This window comes from Candidatus Kryptonium sp. (assembly GCA_025060635.1).
GTDB lineage: Bacteria > Bacteroidota > Ignavibacteria > Kryptoniales > Kryptoniaceae > Kryptonium.
Genome location: JANXBN010000006.1, coordinates 44,088 through 56,261 on the forward strand (window position 1 = coordinate 44,088; position 12,174 = coordinate 56,261).

The 12,174-nt window shown below is 37.0% G+C and carries 12 protein-coding genes; 9 read left to right on the forward strand and 3 right to left on the reverse strand.

Features of this window, described 5'->3' with window-relative positions; all coding sequences use genetic code 11:
* Positions 1-8: 8 nt before the first annotated feature.
* From NZ923_08320 to NZ923_08330, 3 genes are read left to right on the forward strand one after another with little or no spacing between them, the layout of a single operon-like run.
* Positions 9-803, forward strand: coding sequence for a sugar phosphate nucleotidyltransferase (locus NZ923_08320; GenBank protein ID MCS7230020.1), 795 nt, complete (start codon positions 9-11; stop codon positions 801-803).
* 3 nt (positions 804-806) lie between these two features.
* Positions 807-1,454: a hypothetical protein gene (locus tag NZ923_08325; protein ID MCS7230021.1), complete on the forward strand. Its 648-nt coding sequence runs from the start codon at positions 807-809 to the stop codon at positions 1,452-1,454.
* The gene (locus NZ923_08330) at positions 1,396-2,625 is read left to right on the forward strand and encodes a class I SAM-dependent rRNA methyltransferase (protein ID MCS7230022.1); all 1,230 of its coding nucleotides are present in this window, start codon (positions 1,396-1,398) and stop codon (positions 2,623-2,625) included. Before NZ923_08325 ends, NZ923_08330 begins: the two co-directional genes overlap by 59 nt.
* 13 nt (positions 2,626-2,638) lie before the next feature.
* Here NZ923_08330 and NZ923_08335 read toward each other — a convergent pair whose 3' ends face one another.
* Genes NZ923_08335 through NZ923_08345 form a run of 3 tightly spaced genes read right to left on the reverse strand, consistent with a single transcriptional unit; the run spans position 2,639 to position 5,450 of the window.
* Positions 2,639-4,057 (reverse strand): amidase, encoded by a 1,419-nt coding sequence (locus NZ923_08335; GenBank protein ID MCS7230023.1) that lies wholly within the window; start codon positions 4,055-4,057, stop codon positions 2,639-2,641.
* A gap of 4 nt (positions 4,058-4,061) precedes the next feature.
* On the reverse strand, positions 4,062-4,337 hold the full coding sequence (locus NZ923_08340) for a hypothetical protein (GenBank protein ID MCS7230024.1): 276 nt from the start codon (positions 4,335-4,337) through the stop codon (positions 4,062-4,064).
* A gap of 21 nt (positions 4,338-4,358) precedes the next feature.
* On the reverse strand, positions 4,359-5,450 hold the full coding sequence (locus NZ923_08345; protein MCS7230025.1) for a DUF362 domain-containing protein: 1,092 nt from the start codon (positions 5,448-5,450) through the stop codon (positions 4,359-4,361).
* Positions 5,451-5,651: 201 nt separating this feature from the next.
* Between NZ923_08345 and NZ923_08350 the strand changes: the two genes are divergently transcribed.
* From NZ923_08350 to htpX, 6 genes are all read left to right on the forward strand, one after another.
* Entirely contained in the window at positions 5,652-7,013 is a 1,362-nt protein-coding gene (locus NZ923_08350) for an MFS transporter (GenBank protein MCS7230026.1), read from the forward strand.
* 66 nt (positions 7,014-7,079) lie between these two features.
* Positions 7,080-8,378: an asparagine--tRNA ligase gene (gene asnS, locus NZ923_08355; GenBank protein MCS7230027.1), complete on the forward strand. Its 1,299-nt coding sequence runs from the start codon at positions 7,080-7,082 to the stop codon at positions 8,376-8,378.
* A gap of 8 nt (positions 8,379-8,386) precedes the next feature.
* Entirely contained in the window at positions 8,387-9,634 is a 1,248-nt protein-coding gene (locus NZ923_08360) for a site-specific DNA-methyltransferase (GenBank protein ID MCS7230028.1), read from the forward strand.
* The gene (locus NZ923_08365) at positions 9,627-10,295 is read left to right on the forward strand and encodes an MjaI family restriction endonuclease (GenBank protein ID MCS7230029.1); all 669 of its coding nucleotides are present in this window, start codon (positions 9,627-9,629) and stop codon (positions 10,293-10,295) included. The genes NZ923_08360 and NZ923_08365 overlap by 8 nt, the downstream gene beginning before the upstream one ends.
* Positions 10,296-10,309: 14 nt before the next feature.
* The gene (locus NZ923_08370; GenBank protein MCS7230030.1) at positions 10,310-11,212 is read left to right on the forward strand and encodes an ATP-binding cassette domain-containing protein; all 903 of its coding nucleotides are present in this window, start codon (positions 10,310-10,312) and stop codon (positions 11,210-11,212) included.
* Positions 11,213-11,298: 86 nt separating this feature from the next.
* Positions 11,299-12,165, forward strand: a complete 867-nt coding sequence (gene htpX, locus NZ923_08375) for a zinc metalloprotease HtpX (protein ID MCS7230031.1) — start codon at positions 11,299-11,301, stop codon at positions 12,163-12,165.
* Positions 12,166-12,174 lie beyond the last annotated feature (9 nt).

Here is a 12,174-nt window from a genome sequence, read left to right on the forward strand (position 1 = left end):
GAGGATTAATGGCGGAAATTTTTTCTAATTATAAACATCCAAGAAATCTCGCAACCGTCATACTTGCAGCTGGAAAGGGGACAAGGATGAAAAATCCAGATATGTCAAAGGTCATGTTTTATCTAAATGGTGAGCCGATGATAAAAAATGTTGTGAATCTCGCTTTTAAAATCAATTCTGATAGGGTCATTGTGGTTGTCGGATACAATAAAGAGATGGTCATGGACTATCTTAAGAGAATTGCTCCATCGGTTGAGTTCGCTATACAAGAGGAACAGCTTGGCACAGGGCATGCGGTTATGCAAACGGAAGAAATGTTGAAAAATTTTGACGGTGATGTGCTTGTGCTTTCTGGTGATGTCCCACTTTTGACCGTGAAAACTATGAGGCGACTTTTGAAGCACCACTATGAGTCAAATGCAGTAGCAACACTTTTAACAGCTGAAGTTGATGATCCAACTGGTTATGGCAGAATCATTAGAAATCCTGATGGATCAGTTGATAGAATTGTTGAACACAAAGATGCAACGGAGGAGGAACGAAAGATAAAAGAGATAAATTCTGGTATCTATGTTTTTAAAAGAGAACCGCTTTTTGAGGCACTTAAACATATCACTCCGCATAATGTCCAGGGCGAATACTATTTAACAGATGTTTTTTACTATTTTTCGCATCACGATATGAAAATTTGTGCTCTGAAAGCGGAAAATTGGGATGAGATTCACGGTATAAACACAATGGAACAACTTGAAAAGGCAAGGGAAATTTTGGAACGAAGAAGACAACTTGGCATTGAAGAGTGAAATATGAAAAAGTTTAAATTAATCATAATTCTTTTACCAATTCTGCTTGGTTTGCTTCTTATCGTTCTCGTCAGAAAAAAACAGGAAGTTATGGAAATTGAGGAAGCGAGCGCACCTTATTCAGTTGAATATGTTAAGAATTTAATTTTCAATTCAAGCTTTGAAACTGGAACGGGGGATAAAGCAAATGGTTGGAATTTTGAAGGGTTTGGAAATAAAGTTTATTTTGAAAGAGACGCAATTGAAAAATTTGATGGCAAATTTACAGCGAATTTAACCTCCGATGAGAGCTCATCAAAAGCCTTCCTCGTTCAAGAAATTGAAAATTTCCCAAAAGATAAAAAATTCATCCTCTACGGAGCTATCAAAACTTACAGCGCTGATACAGCGTTTTTAAGAATTGAAGTTTATGATACGCTCGGAAATTTGAAATCGTTTAACTCAACCGATTTTTTAACTGGGACAAACGATTGGCGTGTTTATACCTGTGCTGTGCTCGTTGGAAAGGACGCAGGAAAAATAAAAGTTAAATGCGTCTTGCTTGGCAAAGGAAGGGCGTGGTTTGATAGCGTTGAACTTGTTGCAGTGAAATATGAAGAGAAAGATTATCCGTTCTGGTGGAGATATTGGACAAGACAATTTACAAGGTGAAATGGGAAAAGTCGTTTTAAAGAGAGATGGCGACAAGAGAATTTTGAAAGGTCATCTTTGGATTTTCAGCAACGAGATAAAAGAGATAAGGGGAAATCCAAAGATCGGTGATGTTGTTGATGTTTATCGCTTTAATGGTGAGTTTCTTGGTGTTGGTTTTTTCAATCCGCATTCGCTCATTTCGGTTAGGTTGTTAAGTAGAGAAAAAATTGAAGTTGATTTTGAATTTTTCAAAGAGCGGATTTTAAATGCGTATAAATTAAGAAAAATTTTATATCCAAATTCGGAAACATTTCGTCTCGTACATGGCGAGAGTGACTTTCTCCCGGGGCTTGTGATTGACAAGTATAACGAGTTTTTATCAATTCAAACATTTTCATACGGAATGGATTTAAGGTTAAATTTAATTTGTGATGTTCTTGAAGATCTGTTCAAGTCGGAAGGAATAGTTGAAAGAAATGAATCACCTTTAAGAGAACTTGAGGGGCTTGGGAACCGAAAAGGGATTTTAAGGGGTAAAGTGAGGGAGACGATTTTTGAAGATGATGGAGTTAAATTTAGAATTGATTTGCTTTCAGGTCAAAAAACAGGTTTTTATCTTGATCAAAGGGAAAATAGAAAAGCTTTGAGAAGATTTGCAAAGGATAAAAAGGTGCTTGATTGTTTCACTAATGAAGGTGGGTTCGCGCTCCACTGTGCCTATGCTGGTGCCGAAGATGTGATCGGAATTGATGTCTCCGAAACTGCAATTGAAAAAGCGAAATTGAACGCTGAATTGAACAACTTAAAAAATGTTAAGTTTGAAATCGGTGATGTTTTTGATAAACTTCGCGAGTATTTAAGCAAGGGTGAAAAGTTTGATATAGTTATCCTTGATCCACCGTCATTTACGAAGTCAAAGAAGACAGTTAAATCTGCTCTTTCTGGATATCGGGAGATAAATTCAACAGCGATGAAAATTTTAAAATCGGGTGGGATTCTCGCTACTGCGTCGTGTTCGCATCACATTGACGATGAAAGCTTTATGAATGTGATCATTGAAAGTTCAATTTTGGCAAAGAAAAAACTTCGCTTGATAGAATGGCGTGGTGCATCGTTAGATCATCCAGTTTTGCCGTCAATGCCAGAGACAAAATATCTTAAATTTGGAATTTTTCAAGTAATTGAGTGAAAAATTATTCTTTTTAATCTATCGGCGGTCTTTTTAGATGCCAATCGGTTCTATCTTGATAGGCATTTCCGATCTGGATTAATGTTTTTTCAGTGAATGCTTTGCTCATGAATTGAATTGATGTCGGTAAGTTATTTAATCCAAATCCGTTCGGCAGACATATAGCAGGGACACCTCCAGCGTTTCCTGCTGGAATTAAAGCAGGTCCTCCGCTTATGCCAGGATAAGCTTTATCAAAATCAACTCCAATTGGATAAGCAACAGTCGCTCTGGTTGGTGCTACAATGGCGTCATATTTTGAGAGAAACTCCTCAAGAGCTTTTCGCATCTTTTTTCTCAATCGCATTGCGTTTAGATATTCCACTGCTGAAACTTGTATCATTGAGTATCCACCAACTTTGTCTCTTTTGTTTCTTAACTTTGAAATTTCGCCTGAAATGATCAAATCATAAAACGCGCTTGCCCCTTCAGCATCAACGATTGTTCCGACAACTGCGCCCCATGGATAATCTGGAAATTCAACATCATATTCAAGTTCTGCAAATTCGGAGATAACTTTTAAAGATTCCTCAAAATTTTTCTTAACTTCGGGTTGTGCTTTGTCAGTCGTTCCTTTGATCACTGCGATTTTAAATTTTCGGTTCGGTAGTAGTTTGCGAGTGTAGTTGAATTCTTTTTTAACGGTTGTCTCATCCTTTGGATCATAACCTGCGATTGCTGATAAAACAATTCCACAATCATCAGCGGTCCTGCACATCGGACCGATCTTATCAAGCGTCCAAGATAAAGCCATCGCTCCATATCTACTTACGAGCCCATAAGTTGGTCTTAATCCGGTGATTCCACAAAAGGCTGATGGTGTTAAAATTGAACCGGATGTTTCTGAACCTATTGCGAAAGCAACTAAACCAGCTGAAACAGCTGAGCCGGAACCACTTGATGAGCCACCGCTCCAATAATTTAAATTCCAAGGCGTTCTGCCAGGTCCAGTGAAAGAAGCATCTGCATCATCGTATCCCATTCCACCAGCGAGTTCAACCATTGAAAGCTTCGCAACGAGTATTGCTCCAGCGTCGTAAAGTTTTTTTATGACTGTAGCATCGTAATCAAAAATTTGGTTTCGGTATGGTTCAGCTCCCCATGTTGTTGGGATTCCGCGCGTTGCAAGTAAATCTTTCGCTCCGAAGGGTATACCGTGAAGCAAACCTCTATATTTCCCCGCCATTATTTCTTTTTCTGCTTGCTTCGCCTGTTTAATTGCGAGCTCTTCGGTTATTGTTACAACTGCGCCAAGTTTTTCTCCATGCTTTTTTAATCTCTCAATGTAAATTTGTGTTAACTCTACGGGTGAAATTTTTTTGGTTCTAATCAAAGACGAGAGTTGGCGAATTGAAAGGAAAGCGATGTCCCTGTCGCTCATATTTGCCTCCATTTTTTTAAACTTGAAATTTAAAATCGGGTTCGTCCCAATTTGAGAGATTATAACTTAACAATCGTTCCCTTCTTCTTACATTTGCTTCAATCTCTTCTTTGATAATTTTCATCTGCTCATCTGACAATCTCTCGCCATATTTTAATTTGACCAGCTCGGTAATTTTTTCAATTTCGTTTGAAAGATCTTTTTCCGGTGCTTGAATCTTTGAAATACCAAGATAGCCTACTGCTGGCAGTGAGACCGCGATTTTTAGAAATTTTCTCCTTTTGATCTTCATCTTGTTTTTGCTCCATTTTGTTTAATCAAGAGGATAACTTTCAAAAAGCTTTCCCCATTTTGAGCTCTTTCTCAGTTTTTCTTGAATCTTTTTCCCTTTTAACGGCCACCAGACGAAATCATGATAAAAGTATGAGCCGAAGACAAAAATATAAACAAGGGGCGTTCTAAAAAATAGATATTGAATCCCTTTCAAAGGTCCAAACCAAAGTATATCACCGACTCGGCTTGCCATGTTATCACCGACGAAAAATTTTAAATTGACATTTGAAATGTCCTCACCAACTATTTCAATTTCTCTCGGATCCCCGACGCCAAGTCCAGCTTCGTAAGCCAGACGAATGTATTTTATCTTCATCGGGTCAAATCCCATGATCTTTGCCGAGACAGCGTCAATTGCTACTTGATCTGCGCTTGCAAGAATATAGTCGGTTTCAACTGGGATCATCGTCCTCGGTCCAGGACCATTTCCAGCTATAGTTCCGTCCATAACTGCAAATATCCCAGTGTGAATTTCCTTTTGAATTGCAAGCAAATCAACAAGTGTTTCGTGTATCCAAGTGTGAGTATAGTGTCTTCGTGTATTTAAAAGACCACCGAATGCGTTTTTCATTGCGCCGGTTGTCGTTGTGTAAATATGTGTTTTCATCGTTGGAAGGTGAATGATATTTTTACCGATGAAAAATTCAGGGATGTGTATCCCTTTTGGATAAACCTTGTGCAAAGCGAGCATCTTATGTTTTGGCTCATACCGAATCCATTTTATGTCAGTTTTGATAAAGTTATATCGTTCTTCAATCCCGTATTTTTTATAGATCGGTTCAAGCTTGTTAAGTTTTCCACCTTTGAATGGATCTGTGACGACTGTGTTATTATGAACTGCAACAAGTTTATCAAAGCCAGCGTTTTTCAGAGCAATTATAACTCCCTCAAGTTGCCACGGCGTCGTGTTTGAGCTTAAATATGGCAAATGCCAAGAGATGTTGTCTTTCAAAATAGTGACTGAATTTTTATCAAGGTAATTTTCAAAATCGGCAAGTTTCATCAATTTTTCTATGTCTTGTAAAACTGTATCTGGCTTTGTCCTTAAGACTGCGACTTTTGAACGGGGCATAGAAGAGGTTTTTTGTTTTAATATAATTGTGACCAATTTAAAATTCAACAGGAAAAATCTGGTTGAGGAGTTTGGTTCAATTTCTCGGGCAATGAAAATTTGCGAATTTGAAGCGTAAATTTTTAATTTCAAAAATTCATAGCACGATTGATTTTTGAGAATTTTTGTTTGTAAATTTAGCAAAAAATAAAAGCACATCTTATGACGCTTGATATAGATTCGTCGCGTCGCGGAATGAGATATTCAATAATAGAAGGAAGTTTTGCGACGATCTTTATCGCTCTTTCAACAGGTGCGTTTTTAACTGGTTACGCTCTAATGCTTGGTGCTGAGGAGTTCGTCATTGGCTTAATTGGAGCTATACCTTTTATTTCTCAAACTATGCAAATTTTGGGGGCGTATCTACTGCGAAAGTATAAAAGTCCTCAAAAGCTTTCAATAATCTATAGCATATTAAATCGCTGGGTTTGGTTCATACTCATATTCTTGCCGTTTTTAAAAATTGGCAACGAAATCAAAATTTTAATTTTTCTAACCATTCTTTTCATATCTTCATCCGCTGGGAGCATACTTGCAAACATTTGGACAACTTGGATCGGTGAAATCGTCCCGAGAGATATTTGGGGTAAGTATTTTGGTAAAAGAACATCTTACAACAATATGGTCAATATAGTGATTTTCTTTGTTTCGGCGTGGCTTCTTGATTATTTGAAACAAATTGATGTAAAGATTGGCTATTTGGTTATAACTTCTATTTGTTTTGCAAGTGGTGTTGTGACGACATTTTTGTTCAGGTATCATCCAGATGTTAAGTTTGAGTTTAAAGATAGAACTTCTCTCAAAGATGAAATTTTAAAGCCTTTGAAGGATAAAAATTTCAGAAGATTTATCTTGTTTTTTGCGCATTGGAATTTTTCGGTTGGGCTTGCTGCTCCTTTTATGACTTATCATATGCTAAAAAATTTAAATGTAAATTTTTCAACGATTGCTATTTTCAACATGCTTACGATGACATTTAACATTATTTTTTCAAGGTGGTGGGGGAAATTGATTGACAGGTTTGGTGCTAAAAATGTGCTTATATTTAATGCTTCAAACATTGCCTATATACCGGTTCTGTGGCTCATTGCGACGCCTGATTTTTTGTTTCCGCTTTTTATTGATGCTATACTTGCTGGTGTTGCTTGGAGTGGATTCAACCTCGCTGCTTTCAATATCCCTCTATCAAAAGCTCCAAAGGAAAATCGTTCTGCCTATGTCGCTGTGCTTTCAATTTTTTCTGGATTTGGTTATCTATCCGCATCAATGCTTGCGGGATATATTGCAACTCTTCTTAAAGATTTCTCAATCTGGATATTTGGCTTGAAGTTTATAAATCTTCACATATTGTTTTTACTTTCGTTTATTTCAAGGATTATTGGGACTATTATTCTTTTGAAGATACCCGAATTTGGGGAGAAGCCGTTCTTTGCGATGGTTGATTCAATAAGCAGTACGATTTTTAAAGTTTTTACGACGCTTGGTGGGGTTATATCAGATTCAAGGGATGAAGAGCGAAGGTAAAATTGTTTTTTCACCCCTCTTTTTTTAATTTCAATTCAAAATCAAAACAAAATTTTATCTACCGAAATGGCACCTGAAGTATATATTGAAAATCTCTCTGATTATGTTGGCAAAGAGGTGAAAATTTACGGTTGGGTCTATAACAAAAGATCAAGCGGTAAAATCCGCTTTGTGCTCGTCCGTGATGGAACCGGAATTCTGCAATGCGTTATGACGAAAGGTGAAACTCCAGACGAAGTTTTTGATAAATACGATATTTTAACTCAAGAGTCATCATTGATCGTCAGTGGAGTTGTTAACGAAGACAAAAGAGCTCCAGGTGGTTATGAACTTCACATAAAAGATATTCAGATAATCCACATTTCTCAAGATTATCCAATAACTCCAAAGGAGCATGGTGTTGATTTTCTTATGGATCATAGGCACTTGTGGCTTCGTTCCCGGAGACCGCATGCTATTTTAAGAATAAGGCATCGCCTTGTTAAGGCGATAAGAGATTTTTTTGATTCAAAGGGTTTTGTTTTGATTGACGCGCCGATTTTAACACCTTCTGCTTGTGAGGGAACAACGACGCTATTTGAAACGGATTATTTTGATCTTGGCAAAGCATACCTTTCACAGTCAGGTCAACTATATGTTGAAGCTGCTGCGATGGCTTTTGGAAAAGTTTATTGCTTTGGTCCAACTTTCAGAGCAGAGAAATCAAAGACGAGACGACACTTAACAGAATTTTGGATGGTTGAGCCAGAGGTTGCATTCTATGAACTTGACGATATAATGAACCTCGCTGAAGAATTTGTTGAATATATAGTTGGACGAGTTCTTGAAACAAGCAAAAAAGAATTTGAAGTCCTGGAAAGAAACACTGAGCCACTTGAAAAAATAAAACGACCATTTCCGAGAATTTCTTATAACGAGGCAGTTGAAATTTTGAGAAAGAACGGGGTTGATTTTAAATGGGGTAACGATTTTGGAAACACGGATGAGACGATAATTTCTCAACAATTTGATAAGCCGATTATAGTCCATCGCTATCCTGCTGCTGTTAAAGCTTTTTATATGAAACGAGATCCAAACGATGAAACCTATGCGCTTTCATTTGACATGCTTGCACCCGAAGGATACGGCGAGATCATAGGAGGAAGCCAAAGAGAGGATGATTATGACACGCTTTTGAAGAGGATAAAAGAACATAATCTGCCAGTGGAGGCTTTTGATTGGTATCTTGACCTTAGAAAATATGGAAGCGTCCCTCATTCGGGATTTGGACTCGGAGTTGAAAGAACACTTGCTTGGATATGCGGACTTGACCATGTAAGAGAAACGATACCATTTCCGAGGATGATTTATAGAATAAAGCCATAACTTTAATTATGATTGGTTCCAAACATATTCAAACTGAATCTGCAATCAAGGGAATCGTATATGTAGCGGATAGCAGGGAAATGCCTGAAATTGAAGATGAAACAATTGATCTTGTTATTACCTCACCCCCATATTGGCATATAAAAGATTACGGTATTGAAGGTCAGATTGGCTATGGGCAAACTTTGCATGAATATCTTAAGGATTTATACAAGGTTTGGACAGAATGCTTTAGAGTTCTTAAACCAGGTGCGAGGACTTGTATAAACATAGGCGATCAATTTTTAAGAAGCATAATATACGGGAGGTATAAAATCGCTTCGCTTCATTCTGAAGTTATCAATCAATGTGAAAAGATAGGTTTTGATTATATGGGCGCCATAATATGGCAGAAGAAAACAACTATGAATACAACTGGTGGCGCAAATGTTATGGGTTCATATCCGTATCCTTCAAATGGAATGATTGAAATTGATTACGAGTTTATACTCATATTTAAAAAGCCGGGCAAAAGGAAGGTTTCAAAAGAAATAAAAGAGCGCTCAAAACTTTCAAAGGAGGAGTGGAAGGAGTATTTTTCAGGACATTGGAATTTTCCGGGTGAAAAACAGATTGATCACGAAGCTATGTTTCCCGATGAGCTTCCGAGGAGATTGATAAAAATGTTCTCTTTTGTAGGTGACACTGTTCTTGATCCTTTTTTGGGAAGCGGAACAACATTAAAAGTTGCCCTTGAGCTTAACAGAAATGGAATTGGATATGAGATAAATCCTAATTTTGTTCCAATTATTGAAGAAAAACTTGGTTTAATGGTTAATCTTGTTGAGTTTAAAAAGAGAAGCTGGGTCTATAATTATAAGTTTGAGAATGTGGACTATCAACCTTATATAAAAGATATTGCTCCGATCATAGAACCATCAAGATTGGGGTTTGAAAAGGGAGGGACTTACAAAGTTGTTGAAGTTTTAAGCGATGGGAAGATAAAACTTGACACAGGGCTTATTGTTAAGTTTTGTGGGATAGAAATTGCGGATTTTGAGCGAGCCTTGAAGTATTTAAATGATTTTATTAAGGGAAGGCAAGTGTTTTTGAAATTTGATCAGAGTTGTAAAACGACCGATAAGGAGGTTTGCGCGTATGTTTTTCTGAAGAACAAAATTTTTGTTAATAAGGAACTCGTGAAAAATAAATCAGCAAAGGTTGCTAATTATAATTTCAAGTTTAGAAAGAGGTTTGAGGAAATTCAAAATGGCTAAGGAATGGATTTTAAATATAACAATGAATAGATGGGGGTTAAATAAAAAAGATAGTGTTGTACCTGTGTCAGCGTGGATAAGAGAATGTTCACCAAGGTCTAAAGAGGATTGGGAAAAATTTTACATAAATAAGCTTTCGGAGTTTTTGGAAAAGAAAGGAATAAATTTATCTCCAACGGAGTATCTTGTGGGTCTTGGAAAGAAACTTTATGTGAAAATTTCAGAAGTCATTAGGGCGGAGATAGAAGATGTCACCGAAGAAGATTGTATAAACTTTGTATATCAGGTTGTTATTGATAGAACTTTTGAGGGTTATCAAACAGAACGAGAGACAATTTATAGGCAATTACAAAATGCGTTGGGAGTTTCAATACAACCTGCGCCCGATGAATGGGACAGATTATATAATGTTGACTTTTATATTCATATAGGGGATAAATTCATAGGTTTACAAATTAAGCCAATCACCTTTGAGCACGCTCCGGAGTATGAAATAAAGTGGAAAGAGGTTTACAGGGAAAGTCACCAAAAATTTGAGGAAGAATTTGGAGGAAAGGTCTTTACAGTGTTATCTGTTAAAGAGGGGGAATTGCGAAGGATTTACAATGAGGAAGTTATTGAACAGATTAAAAGTGAAATTAAGCGCCTGAAAAATAAATGAACTTAAAATAGCTTATGCTTAAAGTTGAGAACTTAAAAAAGGCATTTTCAAACATCGTTGCTGTTGATGGGGTTTCATTTGAGGTCAAGCGTGGTGAAATTTTCGGGCTTCTTGGTCCAAATGGAGCTGGGAAAACCACAACTATTAGAATGATACTTGACATAATTAAACCTGATTATGGAACTATAAAGTTTGATGGTGTTGAAATTAATGATGAAATTAAAAGCAAAATTGGATATCTGCCTGAAGAGCGAGGGCTTTATAGAAAAACAAAAGTTCTTGAAACGATTCTTTACTTTGCGGAATTGAAAGGGGTTGAAAAGAAAACAGCACTTGAAAGAGCAAGATATTGGCTTAAAAGATTTGGCTTGATTGATAGAGTAAACAGTAAAATTGAAGAGCTATCAAAGGGAAATCAACAAAAAGTCCAAATTATAATTTCAATTCTTCATGATCCCGAGATAGTAATACTTGACGAACCTTTTGCAGGTCTTGACCCAGTTAATCAAGAATTGTTTAAACAAGTTCTACTTGAGTTGAAAGATAAAAACAAGGTAATTATTTTCTCAACTCATCAAATGGATCAGGTTGAAAAACTGTGCGATTCAATTTGCCTTATAAATAAAGGAAAACCACTTCTTTTTGGTCCTCTTGCTGAGGTTAAGAGTAGATTTGGAAGAAATACAATTCATGTTGAGTTTGAGGGGAACGGGGAAATTTTAAAAAACATTAATGGGATAAAGAAGGTAAATTTGTATTCAAACTACGCTGAGCTAACATTGATGGAAAATGTGAATTCAGGTGATATTTTAAGAGAATTGATAAATGTTGTGAATTTGAAAAAATTTGAGATAAAAGAACCGTCTCTTCATTCAATCTTTATTGATGCGGTTAGTCGTGGTATGTCTCAAAATTGAATTTGTAAAAATTTGGTGGTTTTGATAAATTTATAAAGACCTTTGTTACAGAAATTAGTAAAAAACAAATTTTGGGGTGAATAGAGATGAACAACACTTTGAAAACGGTTTTCCTGATGACATTGATGACGGTTCTTTTGCTTGCAGTTGGAAGTGCGATAGGTGGACAATCAGGACTTGTGATCGCATTTATAATTTCATTATTAATGAATTTCTTCGCTTATTGGTTCTCTGATAAAATTGTCCTCGCTATGTATGGTGCAAGACAGGTAACCGAAGCTGAGGCACCGAGGTTATATTCAATGGTTCGTCGTCTTGCGACTAAAGCAGGCTTGCCAATGCCTAAAGTTTATATCATACCGAGCTTGACCCCGAACGCATTTGCAACAGGCAGGAATCCCAAAAATGCTGCGGTTGCAGTAACAGAAGGTATTATGAGAATTCTAAACGAAGATGAACTTGAAGGTGTATTAGGGCATGAGCTCGCACATATTAAACATAGAGATATTTTAACTGCGACAATAGTTGCAACGATGGTTGGAACTATAACTTTTCTTGCTCGTATGGCACAATGGTCTTTCTTCTTTTTAGGTGGAAGCAGAGATAGAGAGAATAATACGAATTGGATTGCTGAGCTTGTTTTGATAATCCTTGCTCCGATAGCTGCTGTTTTAATTCAGCTTGCTATTTCAAGGGCAAGGGAATTTGCAGCGGATGAAGGAGGTGCAAGGATTTCTGGCAAGCCGTTATCACTTGCAAGCGCATTGAAGAAACTTGAGAACGCTGCTGAGGCCATACCAATGGAGGAAGCGAGACCGGAAACAGCACACTTGTTTATAGTTAATCCGTTGCGTGGTGAAGGTATACTTAAATTATTCTCAACGCATCCGCCAATTAAAGAGAGAGTTGCACGGCTTGAGAAGCTTGCGCGAGCGATGGGAGTTTACTATTAAACAAATTTT

What these genes read in the sequence shown, in the direction of transcription:
- NZ923_08320 (MCS7230020.1), top strand. Translation starts at nt 9, where the DNA reads ATGGCGGAAATTTTTTCTAATTATAAACATCCAAGAAATCTCGCAACC.
- NZ923_08325 (MCS7230021.1), top strand. Translation starts at nt 807, where the DNA reads ATGAAAAAGTTTAAATTAATCATAATTCTTTTACCAATTCTGCTTGGT.
- NZ923_08330 (MCS7230022.1), top strand. Translation starts at nt 1,396, where the DNA reads ATGAAGAGAAAGATTATCCGTTCTGGTGGAGATATTGGACAAGACAAT.
- NZ923_08335 (MCS7230023.1), bottom strand. Translation starts at nt 4,057, where the DNA reads ATGGAGGCAAATATGAGCGACAGGGACATCGCTTTCCTTTCAATTCGC.
- NZ923_08340 (MCS7230024.1), bottom strand. Translation starts at nt 4,337, where the DNA reads ATGAAGATCAAAAGGAGAAAATTTCTAAAAATCGCGGTCTCACTGCCA.
- NZ923_08345 (MCS7230025.1), bottom strand. Translation starts at nt 5,450, where the DNA reads ATGCCCCGTTCAAAAGTCGCAGTCTTAAGGACAAAGCCAGATACAGTT.
- NZ923_08350 (MCS7230026.1), top strand. Translation starts at nt 5,652, where the DNA reads ATGACGCTTGATATAGATTCGTCGCGTCGCGGAATGAGATATTCAATA.
- asnS (MCS7230027.1), top strand. Translation starts at nt 7,080, where the DNA reads ATGGCACCTGAAGTATATATTGAAAATCTCTCTGATTATGTTGGCAAA.
- NZ923_08360 (MCS7230028.1), top strand. Translation starts at nt 8,387, where the DNA reads ATGATTGGTTCCAAACATATTCAAACTGAATCTGCAATCAAGGGAATC.
- NZ923_08365 (MCS7230029.1), top strand. Translation starts at nt 9,627, where the DNA reads ATGGCTAAGGAATGGATTTTAAATATAACAATGAATAGATGGGGGTTA.
- NZ923_08370 (MCS7230030.1), top strand. Translation starts at nt 10,310, where the DNA reads ATGCTTAAAGTTGAGAACTTAAAAAAGGCATTTTCAAACATCGTTGCT.
- htpX (MCS7230031.1), top strand. Translation starts at nt 11,299, where the DNA reads ATGAACAACACTTTGAAAACGGTTTTCCTGATGACATTGATGACGGTT.